Source organism: Geodermatophilus sp. SYSU D00525 (assembly GCF_054050475.1).
In genome coordinates, this window is record NZ_JBJGZK010000037.1 from 16,322 (window position 1) to 40,149 (window position 23,828).

Genomic DNA, 23,828 nt, shown 5'->3' on the forward strand with positions numbered 1-23,828 from the left:
GCGGCCGTCAGGACCTAGGCGTTCTCGGGACGCTGGGCGGTCTGCTCGGTCTTCTCGAACGACGGCGACGCCGTCCCGGTCCCGGGGCCGATCGCCCCCGCCGCGCCGGTGCCACCCTCGACGGCCGGCTGACCGGCGCCCTGCCCGCCCATCCCGGCGCGGATCTGCTCCAGCCGGGAGGCGCCCGCGACGTCGAGGGTCGCCTTCTGCACCTCGAGCATGCGGCCCTCGACCGAGGTCTGCGCCAGCTCGGCCTGGCCGAGCGCGTTGGCGTAGCGGGCCTCGATCTTGTCGCGGACCTCGGCCAGGCTCGGGGTGTTGCCCGGCGCGGACAGCTCGTTGACCTGCCGCATCGAGGCGGCCACGTGCTCCTGCATCTTGGCCTGCTCGAGCTGGCTCATGAGCTTGGTGCGCTCGGCCAGCGTCGTCTGCAGCCGCATCCGGCTCTGCTCGACCGCGCCGCGCGCCTGCTCGGCGGCCTGCAGCGCCTCGTCGTGGCTGCGCTTGAGGTCCTCCATCGCCTGCTCGGCGGCGACCAGCTGGGTGGCGAAGGCCTGCGCGGCCTGCTCGTACTCGGCGGCCTTGGGCGCGTCGCCCCGCCCGCGGGACTGGTCGGCCAGCACCAGCGCCTGGCGGGCCGAGGCCTGCAGCTTCTCCACCTCGCCGAGCTGCCGGTTCAGCCGCATCTCCAGCTGCCGCTGGTTGCCGAGGACGGCGGCGGCCTGGTTGGCCAGCGCCTGGTGCCGCTGCTGCTCGGCCTCGATCGCCTGCTGGATCTGGATCTTCGGGTCCGCCCGCTGGTCGATCTGCGCGTTGGCCGACGCGGTCAGGTACCGCCAGAGCTTGACGATCGGGTTGGGCATGGTTGGGCTCCTCCTGCTCCGGCGCGGTCCCGCGCCGCCTCCTGGCTCCCGCACCGCCGCGGTGCCGCGGCGGTTCTCCCCGTCATCGTCCCAGCAGGAACGGTGTCCCGGCCAACAGGGACGTCCCCGGTCCGGCCGCCGTCCCCCGTCCGGGGATCCCCGGAGGACCGGCCCGGGCCGGGCTAGGGTCGGCCGATGGACAGCGCCGTCCCCACCCTCACCGTCCTCGGCGAGCTCGTCGTCGACCTGCTGCCGGTCCCGGACGCCGACGCCGGCCCCGAGGGCACCGCGCCGCAGTACGTGGCGCGGCCGGGCGGCAACGCGCTCAACGTCGCCGTCGCCGCCGGGCGGCTGGGCGCCCCGGTGGCGCTGCTGGCCCGCCTCGGCACCGGCCCGCTGGCGCCGGCGCTGCGGCGGCACGCGGAGCTGTCCGGCGTCGACACGCGCGGCATGGTGGCCGCGACCGAGCCGGTGAGCCTCGCCGTCGTCGGGCTGGCCCCCGACGGGTCCGCCGACTACGGCTTCCACGTGCAGGGCGCCGCCGACTGGCAGTGGACCGACGAGGAGCTGGCCGCCGTCGTCCCGGAGGCGACGGCGGTGCTGCACGTCGGCTCCATCTCCAGCTGGACCCCGCCCGGGTGCGACGCGATCGCCCGGCTGGCCGAGCGGCTGGTCGGCGGCGCGCTGGTCAGCGTCGACCCCAACCTGCGCCCGATGCTGGCCGGCGGCCCGGTCGGCGGCACGCTGGGCAACGACCCGGGCGCCGTCCGGGCCCGGCTCGACCGGCTGGTCGCCGTCGCCGACCTGGTCAAGGTCAGCGCCGAGGACCTCGGCTGGCTGGAGCCCGACGCCGCCGGCGACCTCGACGCCACCGCGCAGCGCTGGGCCGGCCGCGGCCCGGCGCTGGTGCTGCTCACCGACGGCGGTGCGCCGCTGCGGATCGCCCGCCCGGGCCGGCCGCTGCTGCACCGCGAGCCGCCGCGGGTGACCGTCGCCGACACCGTCGGCGCCGGCGACACCCTCGCGGCCGGGTTCTTCGCCGGCCTGCTCGCCGCCGGGGTCACTTCCCGCGCGGCGCTGGAGGCGTTGTCCGACGACGACCTGCTGCGCCTGGTCGACGACGCCGCGCTGGCCGCCGCGCTCACCTGCACGCGGGTCGGCGCGGACCCGCCCACCGCCGCCGAGCTGGCCGCCGCCCGCGGCTGACGCTCCCTAGGCCGGCGACAACCAGGCGGCGGTGTCGGGCGGCAGGTCGTCGCCGGCCGCGCCGCTGGCGAGCAGCACCCGCCCGAGCCCTTCCAGCGGGACCGGCCCGGCGGACAGGTTGACCACGCAGCGCAGCACCGGCCCGCGGTCGAAGGCGAGGACGCCGGCGCCGAGGTCCAGCCAGGTCAGCGGCTCCTCGGCCAGCAGCTCGCGGCGCAGCCGCAGGGCCGCCCGGTACAGGGAGAGCGTGGACGACGGATCGTCCCGCTGCGCCTCGACGGTGAGGTCCCGCCACGACGCCGGCTGGGGCAGCCACGGGGCGACGCCGTCGGGCGCGAACCCGAACGGCGACCGGTCCCCCGACCACGGCAGCGGCACGCGGCAGCCGTCGCGGCCGCGCGCGGTGCGCCCGGACCGCTCCCAGGTGGGGTCCTGCAGCGCGTCGGCGGGCAGGTCCTCGACCTCGGGCAGGCCGAGCTCCTCCCCCTGGTACAGGTAGGCACCGCCGGGGAGGGCCAGCGTCAGCAGCACCGCGGCGCGTGCCCGCCGCAACCCCAGCGCGAGGTCGGCGGGCCCGGCCGCGTCGAACCCCATGACGGCGGCGCCGCTGTGCGCCCGGCCGAAGCGGGTGACGTGCCGGGTCTCGTCGTGGCTGGACAGCACCCAGGTGGCCGGCGCGCCGACGGGGGCGAGCGCCGCGAGGGTGCCGTCGACCACCGCGCGCAGGGCCGCGGCGTCCCACGGCGCCCTGAGGTAGTCGAAGTTGAAGGTGGTGTGCAGCTCGTCCGGGCGCACGTAGCGGGCCAGCCGCTCGGGCCCGCGGACGACGGCCTCGGAGACGAACAGCCGGTCGCCGTCGTAGCTGTCGCCGATCCGCCGCCAGCGGCGGAAGACCTCGTGCACCGCGTCGACGTCCCAGTGCGGGTTGCCCACCCACTCGCTGCTGGCGAACACCGCGCCGGGGCCGTGCCCGGCGTCGGGCAGGCCGGGCACCTTGGCCATCGCCGGCGCGGCGTCGACGCGGATCCCGTCGACGCCGCGGTCGAGCCAGAACCGCACGATCCCGTCGAATTCCTCCTGCACCTCCCGGGAGGTCCAGTCCAGGTCCGGCTGCTCGGGGGCGAACAGGTGCAGGTACCACTGCCCCGGCCGGCCGTCGGGCTCGCGCACCCGCGTCCACGCCGGCCCGCCGAACGCGCTGATCCAGTCGTTGGGCGGCGCGTCCCCGCCGGCCCGGCCGTCCCGGAAGAAGTAGCGCGCCCGCTCGGGCGCCGTCGGTCCGCCGGCGAGGGCCGCCCGGAACCAGGGGTGCTCGGCCGAGGTGTGGTTGGCGACCAGGTCGACGACGACGCGCAGCCCGAGCGCATGCGCCTCGGCGAGCAGCGCGTCGACGTCGGCCAGGGTGCCGAACCGCGGGTCGACGTCGCGGTGGTCGGCGACGTCGTAGCCGCCGTCGGCCATGGGCGACGGGTACCAGGGGGTCACCCAGAGCGCGTCGACGCCGAGGTCGGCCAGGTGCCCCAGCCGGCCGCGCAGACCGGGGACGTCGCCCAGCCCGTCCCCGGTCCCGTCCGCGAAGCTGCGCAGGTAGACCTCGTAGACCACCGCCGTCCGCCACCACGGGCGGCGGTGGTCCACGAGGAGGGGCCGGTCCTCCCTCAGGCGCCGGCCCGGTGGGCCCCGGACGACCCGGAGGAACCGGACGGCCCGGTGGTCCCGGCGATGACACTGGAGCCGACGGTCTGCCCGCTGGCCTGCGCGTCCTGCACCTGCCCGACCCGGTCCTCCTCGGCCAGCTGGGTGAGCCGGGCGCCGGCCTCGGCGTCCCGGGTGAGGTTCTCACCCGTCTGCGGGTCGAAGACGTGGATCTTCCGGCTGTCGAGCCAGAACTCCGCGTCCCGGCCCTCGCGGATGCGGCTGGTCGCGTCGATCGACACGATCGCCTGGGTGCGCAGCTCCTCGGAGTCCAGCTCCCGCGACAGGTCGCGCAGCTGGCTGGTGATCGCCTCCGGCGCCTCGTAGGGGATGTAGGCGTACTGCGAGTCGCCCAGCCACTCGGTCACGTCGACGCGGGCGCGGAAGAGCGACCCGTGCGGCCTCTTGGCCTCGTCGACCAGCGAGGCGTCCTCGAAGTACTCCGGCCGGATGCCGACCAGCAGCAGGTCGCGGCCCCGCACGGCGGCGACCCGCTTCTCGTCGAGCTCCACCTGCCCGAACGGCGTCTGCAGGGCGTTGCCCTCCAGCGTCGCCGGGAGGAAGTTCATCGGCGGCGAGCCGATGAACCCCGCGACGAACAGGTTGACCGGCTGCTCGTACAGCTCCCGCGGCGAGGCGACCTGCTGGATCTTGCCCTTGCGCAGGACGCAGACCCGGTCGCCGAGGGTCATCGCCTCGGTCTGGTCGTGGGTGACGTAGACGGTCGTGATGCCCAGCCGGCGCTGCAGCCGGCTGATCTCGGTGCGCATCTGGCCGCGCAGCTTGGCGTCGAGGTTGGACAGCGGCTCGTCGAAGAGGAACGCCTCGGCCTGGCGCACGATGGCCCGGCCCATCGCGACGCGCTGCCGCTGACCACCGGAGAGGTTCGCCGGCTTGCGCTCGAGGTGCTCGCGCAGTTCGAGCACCTCGGCGGCCTCGTTCACCCGGCGCCGGACCTCGTCGTCGGGCGTCTTCGACAGCCGCAGCGGGAAGGCGATGTTCTCGAACACCGTCATGTGCGGGTACAGCGCGTAGTTCTGGAAGACCATCGACAGGTTGCGCTCGCGCGGCGCCAGCTCGTTGACGCGCTTGCCGCCGATGAGCATGTCGCCGCTGGTGATGTCCTCGAGCCCGACGATCATCCGCAGCAGCGTCGACTTCCCGCAGCCGGACGGGCCGACCAGGATCATGAACTCGCCGTCGGCGATGTCCAGGCTGACGTCGTTCACGGCCGGGTAGCCGTCCCCGTACTGCTTGACGATGTTCTTCATCTCGATGGAGGCCATCAGATCTCGTCCCCTCGATGGGTCGGCGGGATGGTGGGCACGGCCGGGTCAGCCCTTGACCGCGCCGTTGGTGAGACCGGCGACGATGCGCCGCTGGAAGAGGAGCACCAGGACGACGACGGGGATGGTGACGATCACCGCCGCCGCGGCGATGGCACCCGTGGGGTCCTGGAACTGGGACGCGCCGGAGAACAGGCCGAGCGCGGCCGGGACGGGGCGGGCGGCGTTCGTCGAGGTCAGCGAGATGCCGTACGCGAAGTCGTTCCAGGCGATGAAGAACGCGATGATCGCCGTGGTGAACACGCCGGGTGCGGCGAGCGGGACGATCACCTTGCGGAACGCCTGCCAGGTCGTCGCGCCGTCGACCTGGGCCGCCTGCTCCATCTCCCACGGGATCTCCCGGAAGAACGCCGACATCGTCCAGATGGAGATCGGCAGCGTCAGCGACAGGTAGGGGATGATCAGGCCCGGCCAGGTGTCGTAGAGCCCGATCTGCCGCCACAGGTTGAACAGCGGCGTGACGATCGAGATCACCGGGAAGATCGCCACGGCCAGCGCGGTGCCGAGGATGAGCCGCTTGCCCGGGAAGTCCAGCCGGGCGATCGCGTAGGCGGCGAACATCGCCAGGACGCAGGAGATGAACGTCGCGATCAGGCAGATCCCGAAGCTGTTCCGCAGCGCCGGCAGGAACAGGTCACTCGCCGAGCCGGTGAGGATCGTCGAGTAGTTCTCCCACGTCCAGGCCGACGGCAGGAACGACTTGTTCGCGAGGTCCGCCGTCGTCTTGAACGACAGCGAGACGATCCAGGCGATCGGGAACAGGCAGTAGAGGACGATCAGGGCGCCGCCGATCCACCACCAGGTCTTCTCCTTGGTCGACATCAGCGCTCCCCTCGTGCCTGGGCCAGGTCGACCCGGAATCCCTTGATGAAGCTGAAGGCGATGAGCACCACCGACAGGAACAGCAGCACGGAGACGGCCGAGCCCAGGCCGATCTCCACCCGGGAGATCGTCTGCCGGTAGGCGAGGAACGAGACCGACTCGGTGTTGTTCGCGCCGGCGGTCATGATGAAGATGCTGTCGAAGATCCGGAACGCGTCCAGGGTCCGGAACAGCAGCGCCACCATGATGGCGGCCTTCATGTTGGGGATGGTGACCCGCCACATCCGCTGCCACCAGGTGGCGCCGTCCACCTTGGCGGCCTCCTGCAGCACCTCCGGGACCTGGGCCAGGCCCGCCAGGAGCAGCAGCGAGATGAACGGCGTCGTCTTCCAGATCTCGGCCAGACAGATCACGAACAGCGAGGTGCCCTGGCCGCCGAACCAGTCGGTGGTGTCGCTGACGCCCGGCAGCCAGGCGAACCAGCTGTTGACGAAGCCGGTGTTGATCTTGAAAGCGAATTGCCAGGCGTAGGCCGACACGACCGTGATCACCGCGTAGGGGATCAGGATGGCGGCCCGGACCACCGGGCGGATCGAACTGAGGGCCTTGGCCATCACCAGGGCCAGGGCGAACCCCAGCACCAGTTCCACAGCGACCGTGACCACCGTGATGATCACCGTGACGAGGATGGCCTGCCACCACACGCCGTCGGTGAGGATCACCCAGTAGTTGCCGAGGCCGTCGAAGGTCCGGTTCTCCGGGTCGGTGAGCCGGTAGTTGAACAGCGAGTAGTAGACCGCCTGGACGATCGGGTAGGCGGTCACCAACAGCATGACCACGAAGGCCGGGCCGGCCAGCATCCAGCCGAGCTTGCGCTCGGCCCGGGACCGGTCGCTGATCGTGCCGCGGGGCGCGGAGACCGGCTGGGTCTTCTCGACCGGCGGCAGCGTCGTCTGACTCATAGCAGCTGCTCCCCTGTGAGGACGGCCTTGGTCAGTTCCTCCGTGGCCTCACCGGTCTGGGCGGTCACCGAGCCCGGTGGGTGGAACTCGCGCAGGAAGCAGCCGAGGATCTCGCTGTAGTAGGCCGAGAGCGGGCGGGACGCCGCCAGCTCCAGGGACTCGCGGATGGTGTCGGCCATCGGGTAGGCCTCCTGCACCTCGGGGTCGTCGTAGACCGCGATCGACGACGCCGGGTTGCCGTTGGTCACCATGTACTCGGCCTGGTTGTCGTCCTGGACGATGCAGGTGACCGCCTGGTAGGCGAGGTCGGGGTACCGACTGAACGCCGACACCCCGATGTCGATGCCCCCGAGGGGGGGTGCGCTCGGCGTGCCCTCGTCGACGGCGGGGTACAGCGCCCAGCCGTAGTCCTCGGGGACGGACGGGTCGAGGGTGCCGGCCTCGATCCTGGTGAAGGCCTGGGCGTAGACGAACGGCCAGTTGACCATGAAGCCGGCGTCGTCGCTCTCGAACTCGTCCGAGTTGGTGTCCTCGTTGGACGTGGTGAAGCCGGGGCCGACCGCGGAGGAGTTGGCGATGGACGCCATCACCTCGGAGGCGCGCTGCGCCTCGGGGGTGGTGAGACCGAACTGGATGCTCTCCGGGGTCTCCCCGCTCTCCTCGATGTACTGGCCACCGGCGGACTCCAGGAGCGCGTTGTACCAGACCATCAGGGACTCCGACCGCCGGCCCTGGACGCTGAGCAGCTTGTCCTGGCCCTCCGCGGCCTCGACGAGCTGGTCCCAGGTGACCGGCTGGGTCATGTCGAGCCCCGCGGCCTCGGCCACCGACTTCCGGTACCAGAGCAGCTGGGTGTTGGACCAGAAGGGGATCGTGACCAGCTCGCCGTCCCACGTGGCGGAGTCCAGGGCGCCCTGGAACACCCCCTCGCTGACCTCCTGCGCGACGTCGTCCGGGACCGGCGCGAGGAAGCCCGCCTGGGCGAACTCCGGCGGGAACACCACGTCGAGGCTCATGAGGTCGATCGACTCGTCGTTGGCCGCCAGCCGGCGGATCAGCTGCTCCCGCTGGGCGGGCGAGTCGCGGGGCATCTGGGCCACCTCGATGTTGTAGGCCCCGTCCGACTGCTCGGAGCAGCGCTCGGCGATCGCCGCCTGTCCGCCCGAGTCGGGGTTGATGTACCAGGTCAGGGTCGGGGTCGCGCTGTCTCCCCCGCCCCCGCAGGCGGCCAGCGTCGACGCGACCACCGCCGCGGTGGCCGCGCTCCCCAGTGCCCGGCGTCGACGCCTGCGCCCAGTTCGGGGTGGTCGACCGGCTCCGGTCTCCGGGATCCGTCCTCCTGCGATGGACAAGACTCATCGCCTCCGTTTCGGCGAGCACCGACGATCACCGCGTGCTCGTACCGTGGCCCTGATCACAGGAGCGCGCAACCCGGCCGTTCCCCTGTCGTGACCTGCGGGAGGGCGGTACCGCCTCAGGTCCGGCGGGCGATCACCGAGGGCGTGGTGATCTCCTCGGGGGTCCGGGAGAGCACGTTGTCGAGATAGGACCGCGTGGCCTTCGTCGCCCCGACGTCGCGGCCGGCCTGCTCGGACAGGAACCACCGGTGCTCGAGCACCTCGTGGAACACCTCGGCCGGCGCCAGGCGCCCGGCGAGCTCCTTGGGGACCGCGTCGACGACCGGCTGGTACACCTCGGTCAGCCAGCGGGTGCTGGCCTCGGCCTGGGGGACCGGCCGGCCCGTCTTCTGCTCGAGGTAGGCGCGGTAGGTGCGCAGGTCGTTGAGCAGCCGGCGGGCCTGGTTCTCCTGCACCTCCAGGCCGGTGAGCCGGGCCAGCTCCCGCCGGTGCTGGCCCGGCGAGGAGACCCGGGTCTCGACCCGGAGGCGGGCGCCCTCGTCGGAGGTGACCAGCTCGACCTCGCCGACGTCGAACCCGAGGTCGTTGAGCCGCCGCAGCCGCTCGGCCACCCGGTAGCGCTGCTCGTCGGCCCGGAAGACCTCCTCGCGGGTGACCTCGTCCCAGAGCAGGTCGTAGCGGCGGGGCAGGCTCTCGGCCACCTCGATGGGGTCCACGCCCTCGGGCAGGAGCCCGCCGAACTGCAGGTCCAGCAGCTCCGCGCCGACCCGCTCGCGCGCGAGGTCCAGGTCGTAGTGGCGCTGGCCGCGGGACAGCTGCGGGTGCCGCTCGGCGGTCTCGGCGTCGACCAGGTGCGCGGCCAGCGCCCCGGCGTCCAGGCGGAAGAGGGTGTTGGACAGCGAGCAGTCGCCCCAGAAGACGCCGGCCAGGTGCAGCCGCACGAGCAGCACCACCATGGTGTCCATGAGCTGGTCCACCGACTGCCGGGCGCTGGGCCGCGAGAACAGGTAGCGGTAGGACATCGAGTACTCGAGGTACCGGGTCACCAGGATCGCGTCCTGGCCGCCGGGCCGGTCCACGCAGACGCCGAGCACCGAGACCGCCGGCAGGCCCTCCTCCTCGAACTCGCCGAGCAGCGCGTACTCGTGCCGCGCCAGCGACTCGGCGATCTCCTTGAGGGCGAAGACCTGCCCCTGCTCGGCGACGAAGCGGACGACGTGCCGGGAGATGCCCCGCTGCGGGACCTCCAGCAGCAGGTCCGGGTCCCACTCCTCCAGCGGCTGGTGCCACGGCAGCGACAGCAGCCGGGCACCCTCGGTCCCCGGTGGCCGGAACAGGTACCGCACGGCGACCTCCGCAGGTTCCCGGAGCAGCCGACCGCCCGCCGGTGAGCGGTCCCCCCGGGATCACCCTGCCACGGCGGGGGGCGCGACGCCCGGCACCACGGCGGGGCGGCGCACCCGCCGCGGTGGGCGGCTACGCGGCGAGCGAGACGGCGCGCAGCCCGGCGCGGGCCGGCTTCTCGGCGCCGACCAGCGCGAGCGCGGGCTCGGCGACGGGCGCGGCCTCGGCGGCGGGCGCCGACGCGGCGGCCGGCTCGGCCGCGGTCTCCTCGGCGGGGGCGGTGCCGGTGGGGGCCAGCGAGCGGACGCGGGTGTCGGAGCCCCGCAGGCCGGAGCTGACCTCGGCGAGCAGGTCGGCGAGCTCGACGTCGAGGGCGTCGCAGATGGAGGCGAGCAGCTCGGAGGAGGCCTCCTTCTGCCCGCGCTCGACCTCGGAGAGGTAGCCCAGGCTCACCCGGGCGGCACCGGAGACGTCGCGCAGCGTGCGCCGCTGCTGCAGCCGGTGACCGCGCAGGGTCCGCCCGAGCTGGGTGCGCAGCAGCGTCATGGCCGTCTCCTGTCTGGCAGAGGGAAGAGCGGCGGCACCCGCGGGTGCCGTGCGCCCACGGTACGCGGCCCGCCCGCCCGCGATGGAGCCGACGTGGACGCGTCCGCTCATGGCGTAACGCCGCAGGCCGGCGCGCACTTCCCGGGCGGCCCCGGCCTCAGGCCGCGCTGTCGGTGACCGAGCCGGTGGGCCCGGCGGCGCGCCGGGCGGCGGCGGCGCGCACGGCCCGGGCGCTGGTGCGGCGCAGGGTCAGCGCCCGGTAGACGTAGTCGAGGCCGGTGACCAGCGTGAGCACGACCGCGGCGGCCATGACCCACCAGCGCGCGCTGGCGAGCACGCCGGTCAGCGGCAGGGTGTACAGCCCGATGGCCAGGGCCTGGACGACGGTCTTGGCCTTGCCGCCGCGGCTGGCGGCGATGACGCCGTGCCGGATGACCCAGAACCGCAGCAGGGTCACGCCGACCTCGCGGACGAGGATGGTCAGCGTCACCCACCAGGGCAGCAGCCCGAGCACCGACAGCCCGACCAGCGCGGTCCCGGTGAGCGCCTTGTCCGCGATCGGGTCGGCGAGCTTGCCGAACTCGGTCACCTGCCCGGTGCGCCGCGCGATGAGCCCGTCGTAGCGGTCGGTGATGATCGCCAGCCCGAAGAAGACCGTCGCCCACACCCGGCGGTCGTCGTCCATGCCGCCGTCGGACAGCAGCAGGACGGCGAACACCGGCACCAGGGCCAGTCGCAGCACGGTGAGCGCGTTCGGCAGGTTGACCAGCCTGGCCGACTGCGGCGGGGTCGCCGCCGGATCCGGCAGGACGGCGCTCACCGCCCGCTCACCGCCCGGCCGGGAGGGAGGCGGGCTCGAGGGCGGCCGCGACCAGGTCGACGCCCTCGGTGCCGACCACCTCGGCCGCGAGCAGCTGCCCGGGCCGGGCGTCGGCGGGGACGCCGGTCACCGTGGTCGTGCCGTCGGCGTCGGGGTCCTGGTGCGCGGCGTGGCCGGCCCAGACGCCCGGGCCCTCCTCCGCCGTCAGGTCCTCGGTGAGCAGCACCTCGACGCGCTCGCCGACGCGGTCCTCGGCGCGCTGGGCGGTGAGCTCCTCGACCAGGTCGGTGATCCGCCGGACGCGGGCGTCGATCTCGGCCCGGCCGAGCTTGCCCGGCAGGCCGATCGCCTCGGTGCCCTCCTCGTCGGAGTAGCCGAACACCCCGACGGCGTCGAGGCGGCCCTCGGTGAGGAAGCGCTCGAGCTCGGCGACGTCGTCCTCGGTCTCCCCCGGGAAGCCGAGGATGACGTTGGTGCGGAACCCGGCCGTGGGCGCCAGCGACCGTGCGCGCTCGATGAGAGCGAGGAAGTCGTCGGTGCCGCCGAACCGGCGCATCCGGCGCAGCAGGCCGGGCGAGGAGTGCTGGAACGACAGGTCGAAGTACGGCGCGACGCCGTCGGTCGCGGCGATGACCTCGAGCAGGCCCGGGCGCAGCTCGGCCGGCTGCAGGTAGGCCACCCGCACCCGGGCGATGCCCTCGACCGCGGCCAGCTGCGGCAGCAGCCGCTCGAGCGAGCGCAGGTCGCCGAGGTCCTTGCCGTAGGACGTGGAGTTCTCGCTGACCAGCACCAGCTCGGTCACGCCCTGCCCGGCCAGCCAGCGGGCCTCGCCGAGGACCTCGGCCGGGGGCCGGGAGACGAACGAGCCGCGGAAGGTCGGGATGGCGCAGAAGGCGCACCGCCGGTCGCAGCCGGAGGCGAGCTTGAGCGCGGCGCAGGGACCCGGGGCCAGCCGGCGGCGCTGCACCCAGCCGTGACCCGGGATGGCCGGGGCCTCCACCGAGGCGGCCGCGGCGGTGCGGGCGACGGGGCTGATCGGCAGGAGCGTACGGCGGTCGCGCGGCGAGTGCGGGACCAGCGGCCGGCCGGCGAGGACGTCGTCGAGCCGGTCGCCGATCGCGGCGTAGTCGTCGAAGCCGAGCACGGTGGCCTCGGGCAGCGCCCCGGCCAGCTCGGCGCCGTAGCGCTCGGCCATGCACCCGACGGCGACCACCTCGGCGCCGCTGTCGGTGGCCGCGAGGATGGCGTCGACCGAGTCCTTCTTCGCGGACTCGATGAACCCGCAGGTGTTGACCAGGACGGCGTCGGCGCGCTCGGGGTCCTCGACCAGCCGGTAGCCGTCGGTGGCCAGGCGGCCGGCCAGCTCCTCCGAGTCGACCTCGTTGCGGGCGCAGCCGAGGGTCACCACCGCCACCGTGCGGGCAGGGCCGGTCGGGGGTGTCACCGGACCATCGTAGGCGCCGGGCGCCACCTGCCCCTGCCGGACGGGGGTGACGCCGCCCGCTCCCCCGCTCAGCCCTCGCCGCCGGGCAGGGTCCCGCCACGCAGCGTGAACAGGACCGACTCCAGCTCGTCGGGCTTGACCAGCACGTCGCGGGCCTTGGAGCCCTCGGACGGGCCGACGACGCCCCGGGTCTCCATGAGGTCCATGAGCCGGCCGGCCTTGGCGAAGCCGACCCGCAGCTTGCGCTGCAGCATGGACGTCGACCCGAACTGGCTGGTGACGACGAGCTCGACGGCCTGGCACAGCAGGTCCAGGTCCCCGCCGATGTCCTCGTCGATCTCCTTCTTCTCGCCCGCGGCGGCGCTGAAGACCTCCTCGCGGTACTCCGGCTCGGCCTGCCGCTTGGTGAACTCGACGACCGCCTCGATCTCGGCGTCGGACACGTAGGCACCCTGGATGCGCTGCGGCTTGCCGGCGCCGATCGGCAGGAACAGGGCGTCGCCCATGCCGATCAGCTTCTCCGCGCCGGGCTGGTCGAGGATGACCCGGCTGTCGGTGAGGCTGGAGGTCGAGAACGCCAGCCGCGAGGGCACGTTGGCCTTGATGAGGCCGGTGACGACGTCGACCGAGGGCCGCTGGGTCGCCAGCACCAGGTGGATGCCGGCGGCGCGCGCCTTCTGGGTGATGCGGACGATCGACTCCTCGACGTCGCGCGGGGCGACCATCATGAGGTCGGCGAGCTCGTCGACGATCGCGAGGATGTACGGGTAGGGCCGGTACACGCGCTCGCTGCCCGGCGGGGCGGTGATCTCACCGCGCTCGACCTTGCGGTTGAAGTCGTCGATGTGCCGCACCCCGGTGGCGCGCATGTCCTGGTAGCGCTGCTCCATCTCCTCGACCAGCCAGGCCAGCGCCGTGGCGGCCTTCTTCGGGTCGGTGATGATCGGCGTGATCAGGTGCGGGATGCCGTCGTACGGCGTGAGCTCGACCATCTTCGGGTCGACCAGGATCATCCGCAGCTGCTCCGGCGCGGCGCGCAGCAGCAGCGAGGTCAGCAGCGAGTTGATGCAGCTGGACTTGCCGGCGCCGGTGGCACCGGCCACCAGCAGGTGCGGCATCTTGGCGAGGTTGGCGGTGACGAAGCCGCCCTCGATGTCCTTGCCGAGCCCGACCACCATGGGGTGCGGGTCCTGCTTGGCCGTCTGCGAGCGCATGACGTCGCCGAGGCTGACCGTCTCGCGGTCGGCGTTGGGGACCTCGATGCCCACGGCGGACTTGCCCGGGATCGGGGCGAGGATGCGGATGTTGTCGTTGGCGACCGCGTAGGCGAGGTTGCGCGTGAGCGCGGTGATCTTCTCGACCTTGACGGCGTTCCCCAGCTCCACCTCGTAGCGGGTGACCGTCGGCCCGCGGGTGTACCCGGTGACGTCCGCGTCGACGGAGAACTGCTCGAGCACCCCGCGGATGGCCTCGACGACGGCGTTGTTGGCCTGCGACTCCTTGCGCGGCGGCGTCCCCGGCCGCAGGAGCGACACCGACGGCAGCGTGTACTCGCCCTCGACCGGCTCGATGCGCAGCTGCTCGGGCTCGGTGATCGGCTCGAGCTCCTCCGGCGGGGCCGTGCGGTCCACGACCGGCGCGCGGCGGGCGGGGGCCGGCGGCGCCGGGGGCTCGACCTGCACCGCCGTGCGGACGTCGGCGAGCGGCACGTGGTCGATCGGGCCGGTGGTGGTCAGGTCGGGCGAGTCGCCCTCGGCGAGCGCCTCGGACAGTGCCGCGCGCTTGGACCGGCGCGGCTTGACCGGCTCCTCCGGCTCCTCCTCGGCCCAGTCCTCGTCGTGGCCGTCCTCGTCCCACTCCTCGTCTCCGCTCCGGCCGACGAGCTCGCGCAGCCGCTCGGGCACCTGGTGCAGCGGCGTCGCGGTGAGCACCAGCAGCGCGAAGACGGCGAGCAGCGAGAGCAGGACGACGGCGACCACGGCGCCGAGCCCCGCGGTCAGCGGCGTACCGACCGCCCAGCCGACCAGGCCGCCCGACCCGGGCTCCCCGGCCATCGGGTCGGCGGGGGTGCCGACGACCGAGGCGATGCCGAGCGCCGCGAGCGTGGCGCACACCCAGCCGATGGCCAGCCGGCCGCGCGCCTCCGGGCGCGGGGCGCGGCGCAGCAGCCGCAGCGCGACGAGGAACAGCAGCGCCGGCAGCACCACGAGCAGGGAGCCGACGACCCAGCGGACGCCGTCGGCGAGGCCCGCGCCCACGGGACCGATGCCGTCGAACCACGCGGCGGCGCCGAGGACGACCGCGAGCCCGAGGACGGCGAGGCCGGCGCCGTCGCGGCGGTGCTCGGGCGCGAGCGGCTCGGCCTCCTCCGGGCGGGCGATCGAGCGGGCAAGCCCGCCGGCGCCGCGGGCGAGCAGGGACCAGGCGCCCGCGGCGGCCCGGGCGGCGCCCGCGGCCGCGCCCGGCCCCTGCTTCGGGGCGGGCTTGCGGGCGGGCGGCTTGCGGTTGCCGTTGCGGGCGGGCGTGCGCGAGGCCGGCCGCTTGCCGGAGGCCGTCGACCCGGACCGCCCCTTGGGGGCCGAGCCGGCCGGCCGGCGCGAGGGCGTGGTGCGGGCAGGCATGCGTCGACGGTAGCGGCCGGCCGGCGTCCTCCCAGGAAGGCGCGTGATCGTGTCCCCGGCCTACGGTCGCTGCATGCCGACCTCCTCCCCCGTCCCGTACGGCAGCTGGCCCACCCCGATCACCTCGGCACTCGTCGTCCGCGCGGCGGCACGCCTCGGCGAGGTCGCCGTCGACGGCGGCGACGTCTGGTGGTCCGAGTCACGCCCCGGCGAGGGCGGCCGGTCAGCGCTGGTCCGGCGCCCGGCCGACGGCACTCCGGCCGACGTCCTCCCCTCCCCCTGGAACGCCCGCACCCGGGTGCACGAGTACGGCGGGGCGGCGTGGACGGTCGCCGACGGCACGCTGTGGTTCACCCACTTCGACGACCAGCGGCTGTACCGGCTGTCCCCCGGCGACGACGGACCGGTCGCCGTCACGCCCGAGCCGGAGCTGCCGGCCGGGGTGCGGTACGCCGACCTCACGCCGGAGGCCGGCGGGTCGCTGCTCGCCGTCCGCGAGACGCACACCGCCTCCGGCGCCGCGGCCGACGTCGTCGACGAGGTGGTGCGGCTGGCGCCGGACGGCACCGCCGAGGTGCTGGTCAGCGGGCCGGACTTCGTCTCCGACCCCCGGCCCGGCCCGGACGGGCAGCTGGCCTGGCTGCAGTGGGACCACCCGGACATGCCCTGGGACGCCGCGCAGCTGGTCGTCCGCGCCGCCGACGGCACCGAGACCGTGGTCGCGGGCGGTCCCGGCGAGTCGGCGGTGCAGCCCACCTGGGCCGACGACGGCACCCTCTGGTTCTGCTGCGACCGGACCGACGTCTGGTCGCTGTGGCGGTGGCGGCCGGGCGGCGAGGCGGAGCTGGTCCTCGACACCGGCACCGAGATCGCCGGGCCGCAGTGGGTCTTCGGCGGCCGCCGGTTCGTGCTGCTGCCCGGCGGCCGGGTGGTCGCCGCGGCCGGCGGCCGGGGCGGGGACCGGCTGGTCGTGGTGGAGGCCGACGGCTCCACACGGGAGGTGGCGCTGCCCGGGTGGACCGCCCTGCGGTACCTCACCGCGCTCGGCGACGGCGTCGTCTGCGTCGCCGGCAGCCCCGCGAGCGAGCCGGTCGTGCTGCGCGCGGACCTGTCCGGGCGCAGCGAGGTGCTGCGCCCGGCGCGCGACCTCGGGCTGGACCCCGCGTGGTTCTCGGCCCCGGAGCACCTGACCTTCCCGACCGAGGAGCGCGGCACCGGCATCGCCGAGGCGCACGCCGCCGTCTACCCGCCCACGAACCCTGCGGTCACCGCGCCGGAGGGCGACCTGCCGCCGCTGGTCGTGATGGTCCACGGCGGCCCGACGTCGGCCCACCCGCGCGTGCTGGACCTGGAGATCCAGTACTTCACCTCGCGCGGGTTCTGCGTGGCGCACGTCGACTACCGCGGCTCCACCGGCTACGGCCGCCGCTACCGCGACGCGCTGCAGGGCCGGTGGGGCGTCGTCGACCTCGACGACGTCGTCGCCTGCGCCCGGTCCCTCGCCGACGCCGGCCGGGTGGACCCCGCGCGCATGGCCGTCCGCGGCGGCTCGGCCGGCGGCTACACGACGCTGGCCGCGCTCACCCTGCGGCCCGGCGTCTTCACCGCCGGCGCCAGCCACTTCGGGGTGGCCGACCTCGGCGCGCTGGCCGCGGACACGCACAAGTTCGAGTCGCGCTACCTCGACGGGCTGGTCGCGCCGTGGCCCGAGGGCGCCGACGTGTACGCCGAGCGCTCGCCGATCACGCAGGTCGGCGCGCTCGACACCCCGCTGGCGGTGTTCCAGGGCGCCGAGGACCGCGTCGTCCCGCCCGAGCAGGCCGAGGTGATGGTGGCGGCGCTGCGGGAGAAGGGCGTGCCGCACGCCTACCTGCTGTTCGACGGCGAGCAGCACGGCTTCCGGCGGGCGGAGAACATCCGCGCCGCCCTCGACGGCGAGCTGTCCTTCTACGCGCAGGTGTGGGGCTTCGACCTGCCGGCCGGCGAGGGCATCGACCCGATCGAGGTCGTGCGCTAGCGGAAGGACCCCCTCCTCCCCACCCCTCGCAGGCTCGGGGCGGTGCCCTGGAGGGGGCCTCACACCTCCAGGACGGTGGGGATGATCATCGGGCGGCGGCGGTGGGTGTCGGACACCCACTTGCCGACCGTCCGGCGGATCGTCTGCGACAGCCGGTGGGCGTCGCGCTGACCGTCGGCGAGCTCCCGCTTGAGGTTGTCCTCGACCAGGTGCAGCACCTCGTCGAAGGCGCTCGGGTCGTCGGAGAAGCCGCGGGTGGACAGGTGCACCGGCCGGACGATCGTGCCCGTCGAGGGCTCGATCACCACGGTCAGCGCCACGAAGCCCTCGTCGCCGAGGATCCGCCGCTCCTGCAGCGACTCCTCGCCGACGTCGCCCACGTTGAGCCCGTCGACGTAGACGTTGCCCACCGGCACCGACCCGGTGATCGAGGCCTTGCCGTCGACCAGGTCCACCACCACGCCGTCCTCGGCGAGGAGGACCCGGTCGGCGGTCATGCCGGTCTCCTCGGCCAGCGCGGCGTGCGCCCGCAGGTGCCGCCACTCCCCGTGCACCGGCATGAGGTAGCGCGGCTTGGCGACGTTCAGCAGCGTCCGCAGCTCGCCGGCCGGGGCGTGCCCGGAGACGTGCACGCGGGCGGTCTCCTTGTGCACGACGGTGGCGCCGAGACGGGCCAGCCCGTTGATGACCTTGTAGACGGCGGTCTCGTTGCCGGGCACCAGCGAGGAGGCCAGCACGATGGTGTCGCCGGCCTCGATGGTCACCTGGTGGTGCTCGCCGCGGGCCATGCGCCCGAGCGCCGACAGCGGCTCGCCCTGCGACCCGGTGCTGATGAGCACCACCTGCTCCGGCGGCATGCTCGTCGCCTCGTCCAGGCTCACCATCAGCCCCGGCGCGACCCGCAGCAGGCCGAGGTCCCGCGCGACGCCCATGTTGCGGACCATCGACCGGCCGACCAGGGCGACCTTGCGGCCGTGCATCTCGGCGGCGTCGAGCACCTGCTGGATGCGGTGCACGTGGCTGGCGAAGCTGGAGACGATCAGCCGCTGGGTGGCGCGGCGGAAGACGTCCTCGAGCACCGGGCCGATCGCCCGCTCGGGCGTGACGAACCCGGGGATCTCGGCGTTGGTGGAGTCGGCCAGCAGCAGGTCGATCCCCTCGAGGCCCAGCCGGGCGAACGCGCCGAGGTCGGTGAGGACGCCGTCGAGCGGCAGCTGGTCCATCTTGAAGTCGCCGGTGTGCACCAGGACGCCCGCGGGCGTGTGGACGGCGACGGCCAGCGCGTCGGGGATCGAGTGGTTGACCGAGATGAACTCGCAGTGGAACGGCCCGGCGACGTGGTCGTCGCCCGCCGCCACCTCGACCAGGGTCGGCACCAGCCGGTGCTCGCGCAGCTTGGCCGCCACCAGGGCGAGGGTGAACCGCGAGCCGACCAGCGGGATGTCCCCGCGCAGCCGCAGCAGGTAGGGGATCGCGCCGATGTGGTCCTCGTGCCCGTGGGTGAGGACGACGGCGACGACGTCGTCGAGGCGGTGCTCGATGACCCCGAAGTCGGGGAGGATCAGGTCGATGCCCGGCTGCTCGGCCTCGGGGAAGAGCACCCCGCAGTCGATGACCAGCAGCTTCCCGTCGAACTCGACCACGGCCATGTTGCGGCCGATCTCGCCGAGCCCGCCCAGCGCGATGACCCGCAGGCCGCCGGCGGGCAGCGGCGGCGGCGTCTTGAGGTCCAGGTGCGGCTGACCGGCGGTGCCGGCGGTGCTCACGGTCACGGGGTGGTGCTCGCAGGGCTCACAGGGGGATGCCTCCGTCGGCGAGGTCGGCGCGCAGCTGCGCGATCTGCTCGGGCGTGGCGTCGACGAGCGGAGGGCGGACGGGGCCGGCGGGCAGCCCCAGCTCGCGCAGCGCCGCCTTCACCATGATGACGCCCTGGGTGCGGAAGATGCCGGTGTAGAGCGGCAGCAGGGTCTCGTTGACCTCGCGTGCCTTGGCGAGGTCGCCGGACTCGACCGCGGCGATGAGCTCGGCGATCCGGGGGCCGGCCAGGTGGCCGACGACGCTCACCACGCCGACGGCGCCGAGGGCCAGCATCGGCAGGTTGATCATGTCCTCGCCGCAGTAGTAGGCGAGGTCGGTGCGGGCCAGGGTCCAGGCGAGCGCGCCGAAGTCGCCCTTGGCGTCCTTCACCGCGACGATGCGCGGGTGCTCGGCGGCGCGGACCAGCGTCTCCACCTCGATCGGCACGACCGAGCGGGGCGGGATGTCGTAGAGCATCACCGGCAGGTCGGTGGAGTCGGCGACCGCGGTGAAGTGGCGCAGCAGCCCGGCCTGCGGCGGCTTGTTGTAGTACGGGGTGACGACGAGCAGGCCGTCGGCGCCCAGCCGCTCGGCCCGGCGCGCGTTCTCGATGGTGTGCGCGGTGTCGTTGGTGCCGACGCCCGCGACCACGGAGGCGCGGTCGCCCACCGCGTCGATGACCGCCTCGAGGACGGCGTTCTGCTCCCCGTCGCTGAGCGTGGGGGCCTCCCCGGTGGTGCCGAGGACGACGAGGCCGTCGTGGGCCTGCCGGTCGACCAGGTGCGCGGCCAGCTCCTGGGCCCCGGCGAGGTCGATCGAGCCGTCCTCCGCGAGCGGGGTGACCATCGCCGTGACGACGCGTCCGAACGGCCGGGCGGGGTCGGTGGTCATGCGGAGGAATCTACCGACCGGCCGTGAGCGTCCCGGTCCCGGCAGCGTCGCGCCGGAACTCGGAGACGGCGTACCGCAGGCCCGTCGTCGAGGTGGTCCAGCCCTCGTCCGGCGTCCGGGACACGCGCCGCCAGCCGCCGTCGGGGACGGGGGCGCGGGTGTCGCCGTCGACCGCCAGGTCGACGTCGGTGACGACCAGCCGCCCGGCGTGCGGGAGGAAGGCCACGTAGACCGCCGCGCCGCCGATCACCCAGCAGTCGGGGTGCGCGGCGAGGACGTCGGCGACCGAGCCGGCCCGCTCGGCGCCGTCGGCGGACCAGGCCGGGTCGGTGGTGAGGACGACGTTGACCCGGCCCGGCAGCGGCCGGTTGCGCGCGGGCAGCGACTCCCAGGTGCGCCGCCCCATGACGACGGTGCCGCCGCTGGTCAGGCGCTTGAACAGCCGCAGGTCCTCGGGCAGGTGCCAGGGCAGGGCGCCGCCGGCGCCGATGACCCGGTCGTGCGCCTGCGCCCAGACGAGCGAGACGGTCACACGGCCACGGCGGCGCGGATGGCCGGGTGCGGGTCGTAGCCGTGCAGGGTGAGGTCCTCGAAGGTGTGCTCGAACAGTGACGGCGCCGGGGCGATCTCCAGCGTCGGGAACGGCCGGACCTCGCGGGAGAGCTGCTCGCGCACCTGCTCGACGTGGTTGCTGTAGACGTGGCAGTCGCCGCCGACCCAGATGAACTCGCCCGGCTCCAGCCCCACCTGCGCGGCGACCATGCGGGTCAGCAGCGCGTAGCTGGCGATGTTGAACGGGACGCCGAGGAACATGTCGGCGCTGCGCTGGTAGAGCTGGCAGGACAGCCGGCCGTCGTGGACGGCGAACTGGAACAGCGCGTGGCAGGGGGCCAGCGCCATGTCGGGCAGCGCGGCGACGTTCCACGCCGACACGACCATGCGGCGGGAGTCGGGGTCCTCCCGCAGGGTGTCGAGGACGCCCTGGATCTGGTCGACCGTGCCGCCGTCGGGGGTGGGCCAGGAGCGCCACTGGACGCCGTAGACCGGCCCGAGGTCGCCGTCCGCACCGGCCCACTCGTCCCAGATGGTGACGCCGTGCTCCTGCAGCCAGCGGACGTTGCCGTCGCCGCGCAGGAACCACAGCAGCTCGACCGCGACCGACCGGAAGTGCACCTTCTTCGTCGTGATCAGCGGGAACGACGCCGACAGGTCGTAGCGCAGCCGCTCCCCGAACGTGCTGACCGTGCCGGTCCCGGTGCGGTCGGACTTCGGCGTGCCCGTCTCGAGGATCCGCCGCAGGAGGTCCTCGTACTGCGTGTCCACCGGACCGTTGCTCACCACGGGCGTCGAGCCTAGGCGACCACGGAGCGGGGGGCGGGCAGCGCGGCGGTGAGGTCGGCCGCGAGGTCCCCGCGCTCGGCCACGGCCACGTCGTCGAGCTCCAGCCAGTCCGCCATCAGCCGCAGCTCCGCCGCCAGCGCGGCGGCGACCTCCGCGCGGTCGACGCCGTCCTCGGCGTGGGTGGCCTGCGCCCGCAGGACGCCGGCCTGGCGGTCGGCCTTGAGGTCGACCCGCGCCACCAGGCGGTCGCCGAGCAGGAACGGCAGCACGTAGTAGCCGTGCACCCGCTGCGCGGCGGGCGTGTAGATCTCCAGCCGGTAGCGGAAGCCGAAGATGCGCTCGACCCGCGGCCGCTCCCACACCAGCGAGTCGAACGGGGACAGCAGCGCGCGGGCGCGGATCCACCGCGGCCGGCGGGCGCCGGGGTCGAGCCAGGCGGGTGCGCCCCACCCGGCCACCTCGACCGGCAGCAGCTCCCCGGCGTCGGCGAGCTCGGCGATCGCCTGCCGCGTCTGCACCGGCTTCAGCCGGAAGTAGTCGCGCAGGTCCCGCTCGGTGGCCACGCCGAGCGCGCGGGCGGCGGTGCGCACGAGCTCGCGGACGGCGTCGGCGGGGTCCGGCGTCGGCGCCTGCACGACGGCGGCGGGCAGGACCCGCTCGGTGAGGTCGTAGACCCGCTCGAACGACGTCGTCCGCGCCCGCGCGGTGAGCACGCCGGTGTAGAAGAGCCACTCCAGGGCCACCTTGCCGGCGTGCCAGTTCCACATCTGCCCGGGCCGGTCCGGGCGGGGCTCGTCCAGGTCGCTGGCCTTCGTCGGACCGCCCTCCCGCACCCGGTCGAGCACCTCGGCGACGTAGCCCGGCCGCTCGCGCTGGATGCGCACCATCGAGCCCCACGCGTGCTCCTCGGCGGCGGCCATGCGCCAGCGCAGGTGGGGGTGCAGCCGAACCGGGAGGAAGGACGCCTCGTGCGCCCAGAACTCGAACAGCTCGTGCCGGCGGGCGGTGAAGTCGTCGAGGGCCGCCCGGCGGTAGGCGCCGAGCCGGCTGAACGCCGGCAGGTAGTGCGACCGGGACAGCACGTTGACCGAGTCGATCTGCACGACGGCGAGCCGGTCGACCATCCGCCGCAGCTGCCGGCTGTCGACGACCCCGGTGGGGCGCGGGTCGGCGAAGCCCTGCGCGGCCAGGGCGATGCGCCGGGCGAGGGCGGCGGGCAGCCGGTCGGCGACGGGGGCGGGCACGCCGCCGATCCTGCCGTGCACCGGTGACGGTCCGCCTCCGCGCTCCCCCGACCTAGGCTGCCCGGCGTGGACCCCCGCCCGGCCTTCCCGCGCCTGACCGGCACCGCGGACGTGTCCGTGCGCCCCGCCGTCGCCGCGGACGCCGCCGAGGTGGCGCGCGTGCAGGGCGAGACCTGGCGCACCGCCTACCGCGACGTCCTGCCCCCGGCCGCGCTCGAGGGCTGGGACGCCGCGGCCGCCGAGGCGGCCTGGGCCGCGGCGATCACCTCGCCGCCCACCGCGGCGCACGGGGTGCTGGTCGCCCTCGACGACGGGCGGGTGGTCGGCTTCGCCGCGTACGGCCCGGCCGAGCTGTCCGACGGCGAGCGGCCGCACCCGGCCGGCCCGACGACCGAGCTGGCCGTCCTCCTGGTGGAGCCGCGGTGGGGACGCCGCGGGCACGGCAGCCGCCTGCTCGCGGCGGTGGCCGACCTGGCCGCCGGCACCGGTGCGGCGCGGCTGACCGCCTGGGTGCCCGAGGCCGACCGGGTCACGGCCGGCTTCCTCGAGTCGGCCGGGTGGGACCGCGACGGCTGGGCGCGCACCCTCGACGCCGCCGGCACCCCGCTGCGCGAGGTCCGCTGGCACACCCTGCTGGGAGGAGACGCATGACGTTCCAGGGCTTCCCCGACGAGGGCCTGGTCTTCTATGAGGGACTGGAGGCGGACAACTCCAAGACCTACTGGACGCGGCACCGCGCCGTGTACGACACCTGCGTCAGGGCGCCGATGCAGGCCCTCGTCGACGAGCTGGCCGCGGAGTTCGGCCCGGCGAAGCTCTTCCGCCCCTACCGGGACGTCCGCTTCAGCAACGACAAGACGCCGTACAAGACGCACCAGGGCGCCGTCGCCAACCCGGAGGGCCGCGGCGCGGGCGCCTGGTACGTCGAGATCTCCGCCGCGGGACTGCGCGTCGCGGGCGGTGCCTGGCGGCTGGAGTCCGACCAGGTCGAGCGCTACCGGCGGGCCGTCGCCGACGACGTCCAGGGCCCGCGACTGCGGGACGACGTGGGCCGCCTGGCCGCGGCCGGCTGGACCGTCGGCGGTGACCGCCTCACCCGGGTGCCCAAGGGCTACGACCTGGACGGCGACGACGCCAGAGCGGACCTGCTGCGGCACCGGTCCCTGCACGCCAGCCGGCTCTTCGACTTCGCCGAGTGGCTGCACGGGCGAGAGGCGCTGGAGCAGGTCCGCACCGCTTGGCGGGACCTGGTGGCGCTCAACGCCTGGCTGGCGGACAACGTCGGCGCGACGACGAAGGAGGTCCGCCGCCGCTGATCGGCCGTCCGTTGCCGTTCTGACGGAATGCAGTGGGGCCCCGCACCGGGATCGGTGCGGGGCCCTGCTGAATGGTTGTCCGGCGGCGTCCTACTCTCCCACCCCGTCTCCGGGGCAGTACCATCGGCGCTGAGAGGCTTAGCTTCCGGGTTCGGAATGGGTCCGGGCGTTTCCCTCTCGCCATGGCCGCCGTAA

Annotated in this window: 20 protein-coding genes and 1 rRNA gene; 4 read left to right on the forward strand and 17 right to left on the reverse strand. The window is 74.4% G+C overall.

All coding sequences use genetic code 11. From position 1 onward, the window contains the following. Positions 1 to 14: 14 nt before the first annotated feature. Positions 15 to 863 carry a PspA/IM30 family protein gene (locus tag ACI796_RS21405; RefSeq protein ID WP_456943233.1) on the reverse strand — a complete coding sequence of 283 codons (849 nt, stop codon included), beginning with the start codon at positions 861 to 863 and terminating at the stop codon, positions 15 to 17. A gap of 195 nt (positions 864 to 1,058) precedes the next feature. On the opposite strand from ACI796_RS21405, the gene ACI796_RS21410 reads away from it, so the two are divergent. Continuing rightward, entirely contained in the window at positions 1,059 to 2,069 is a 1,011-nt protein-coding gene (locus tag ACI796_RS21410; RefSeq protein ID WP_456943234.1) for a PfkB family carbohydrate kinase, read from the forward strand. A gap of 6 nt (positions 2,070 to 2,075) precedes the next feature. Here ACI796_RS21410 and ACI796_RS21415 read toward each other — a convergent pair whose 3' ends face one another. The 10 genes from ACI796_RS21415 to ACI796_RS21460 form a co-directional block, all read right to left on the reverse strand. Beyond that, entirely contained in the window at positions 2,076 to 3,707 is a 1,632-nt protein-coding gene (locus ACI796_RS21415) for a glycoside hydrolase family 13 protein (protein ID WP_456943235.1), read from the reverse strand. Between the two features lie 20 nt (positions 3,708 to 3,727). Further along, positions 3,728 to 5,050 (reverse strand): ABC transporter ATP-binding protein, encoded by a 1,323-nt coding sequence (locus ACI796_RS21420; protein ID WP_456943236.1) that lies wholly within the window; start codon positions 5,048 to 5,050, stop codon positions 3,728 to 3,730. 48 nt (positions 5,051 to 5,098) lie between these two features. Next, complete coding sequence (locus tag ACI796_RS21425) at positions 5,099 to 5,932, reverse strand: carbohydrate ABC transporter permease (RefSeq protein ID WP_456943237.1); 834 nt, start codon at positions 5,930 to 5,932, stop codon at positions 5,099 to 5,101. Further along, entirely contained in the window at positions 5,932 to 6,894 is a 963-nt protein-coding gene (locus ACI796_RS21430) for a carbohydrate ABC transporter permease (protein WP_456943238.1), read from the reverse strand. Before ACI796_RS21430 ends, ACI796_RS21425 begins: the two co-directional genes overlap by 1 nt. After that, on the reverse strand, positions 6,891 to 8,141 hold the full coding sequence (locus tag ACI796_RS21435; protein ID WP_456943239.1) for an extracellular solute-binding protein: 1,251 nt from the start codon (positions 8,139 to 8,141) through the stop codon (positions 6,891 to 6,893). Before ACI796_RS21435 ends, ACI796_RS21430 begins: the two co-directional genes overlap by 4 nt. A gap of 227 nt (positions 8,142 to 8,368) precedes the next feature. Beyond that, entirely contained in the window at positions 8,369 to 9,598 is a 1,230-nt protein-coding gene (locus tag ACI796_RS21440) for a DUF4032 domain-containing protein (RefSeq protein WP_456943240.1), read from the reverse strand. A 130-nt stretch (positions 9,599 to 9,728) separates the two neighbouring features. Further along, a complete protein-coding gene (locus ACI796_RS21445; RefSeq protein ID WP_456943241.1) occupies positions 9,729 to 10,142 on the reverse strand; it encodes a helix-turn-helix domain-containing protein in 414 nt (137 codons plus the stop codon). 157 nt (positions 10,143 to 10,299) lie between these two features. Further along, positions 10,300 to 10,962, reverse strand: a complete 663-nt coding sequence (pgsA, locus tag ACI796_RS21450) for a CDP-diacylglycerol--glycerol-3-phosphate 3-phosphatidyltransferase (protein ID WP_456943242.1) — start codon at positions 10,960 to 10,962, stop codon at positions 10,300 to 10,302. Positions 10,963 to 10,969: 7 nt separating this feature from the next. Beyond that, complete coding sequence (rimO, locus tag ACI796_RS21455) at positions 10,970 to 12,406, reverse strand: 30S ribosomal protein S12 methylthiotransferase RimO (RefSeq protein ID WP_456943243.1); 1,437 nt, start codon at positions 12,404 to 12,406, stop codon at positions 10,970 to 10,972. A 68-nt stretch (positions 12,407 to 12,474) separates the two neighbouring features. After that, complete coding sequence (locus tag ACI796_RS21460) at positions 12,475 to 15,027, reverse strand: DNA translocase FtsK (RefSeq protein WP_456943244.1); 2,553 nt, start codon at positions 15,025 to 15,027, stop codon at positions 12,475 to 12,477. A 73-nt stretch (positions 15,028 to 15,100) separates the two neighbouring features. Between ACI796_RS21460 and ACI796_RS21465 the strand changes: the two genes are divergently transcribed. Beyond that, positions 15,101 to 17,044, forward strand: a complete 1,944-nt coding sequence (locus tag ACI796_RS21465; protein ID WP_456943245.1) for a dipeptidyl-peptidase 5 — start codon at positions 15,101 to 15,103, stop codon at positions 17,042 to 17,044. A 59-nt stretch (positions 17,045 to 17,103) separates the two neighbouring features. Here the strand turns inward: ACI796_RS21465 and ACI796_RS21470 are convergent, their stop codons facing one another. From ACI796_RS21470 to ACI796_RS21490, 5 genes are read right to left on the reverse strand one after another with little or no spacing between them, the layout of a single operon-like run. After that, on the reverse strand, positions 17,104 to 18,816 hold the full coding sequence (locus ACI796_RS21470) for a ribonuclease J (RefSeq protein ID WP_456943246.1): 1,713 nt from the start codon (positions 18,814 to 18,816) through the stop codon (positions 17,104 to 17,106). A gap of 19 nt (positions 18,817 to 18,835) precedes the next feature. Then, positions 18,836 to 19,732, reverse strand: coding sequence for a 4-hydroxy-tetrahydrodipicolinate synthase (dapA, locus tag ACI796_RS21475; RefSeq protein WP_456943247.1), 897 nt, complete (start codon positions 19,730 to 19,732; stop codon positions 18,836 to 18,838). Positions 19,733 to 19,742: 10 nt separating this feature from the next. Continuing rightward, positions 19,743 to 20,264 carry a dihydrofolate reductase gene (locus ACI796_RS21480; RefSeq protein WP_456943248.1) on the reverse strand — a complete coding sequence of 174 codons (522 nt, stop codon included), beginning with the start codon at positions 20,262 to 20,264 and terminating at the stop codon, positions 19,743 to 19,745. Beyond that, positions 20,261 to 21,073: a thymidylate synthase gene (locus tag ACI796_RS21485; protein ID WP_456943249.1), complete on the reverse strand. Its 813-nt coding sequence runs from the start codon at positions 21,071 to 21,073 to the stop codon at positions 20,261 to 20,263. The genes ACI796_RS21480 and ACI796_RS21485 overlap by 4 nt, the downstream gene beginning before the upstream one ends. An 11-nt stretch (positions 21,074 to 21,084) precedes the next feature. After that, positions 21,085 to 22,317, reverse strand: a complete 1,233-nt coding sequence (locus ACI796_RS21490; RefSeq protein ID WP_456943250.1) for a winged helix-turn-helix domain-containing protein — start codon at positions 22,315 to 22,317, stop codon at positions 21,085 to 21,087. A 66-nt stretch (positions 22,318 to 22,383) separates the two neighbouring features. On the opposite strand from ACI796_RS21490, the gene ACI796_RS21495 reads away from it, so the two are divergent. Continuing rightward, a complete protein-coding gene (locus tag ACI796_RS21495; RefSeq protein WP_456943251.1) occupies positions 22,384 to 22,968 on the forward strand; it encodes an N-acetyltransferase family protein in 585 nt (194 codons plus the stop codon). Further along, positions 22,965 to 23,633 carry a DUF2461 domain-containing protein gene (locus ACI796_RS21500; protein WP_456943252.1) on the forward strand — a complete coding sequence of 223 codons (669 nt, stop codon included), beginning with the start codon at positions 22,965 to 22,967 and terminating at the stop codon, positions 23,631 to 23,633. Before ACI796_RS21495 ends, ACI796_RS21500 begins: the two co-directional genes overlap by 4 nt. Before the next feature lie 77 nt (positions 23,634 to 23,710). On the opposite strand, the gene rrf is transcribed toward ACI796_RS21500, so the two are convergent. After that, positions 23,711 to 23,827, reverse strand: a 5S ribosomal RNA gene (rrf, locus tag ACI796_RS21505). Position 23,828 lies beyond the last annotated feature (1 nt).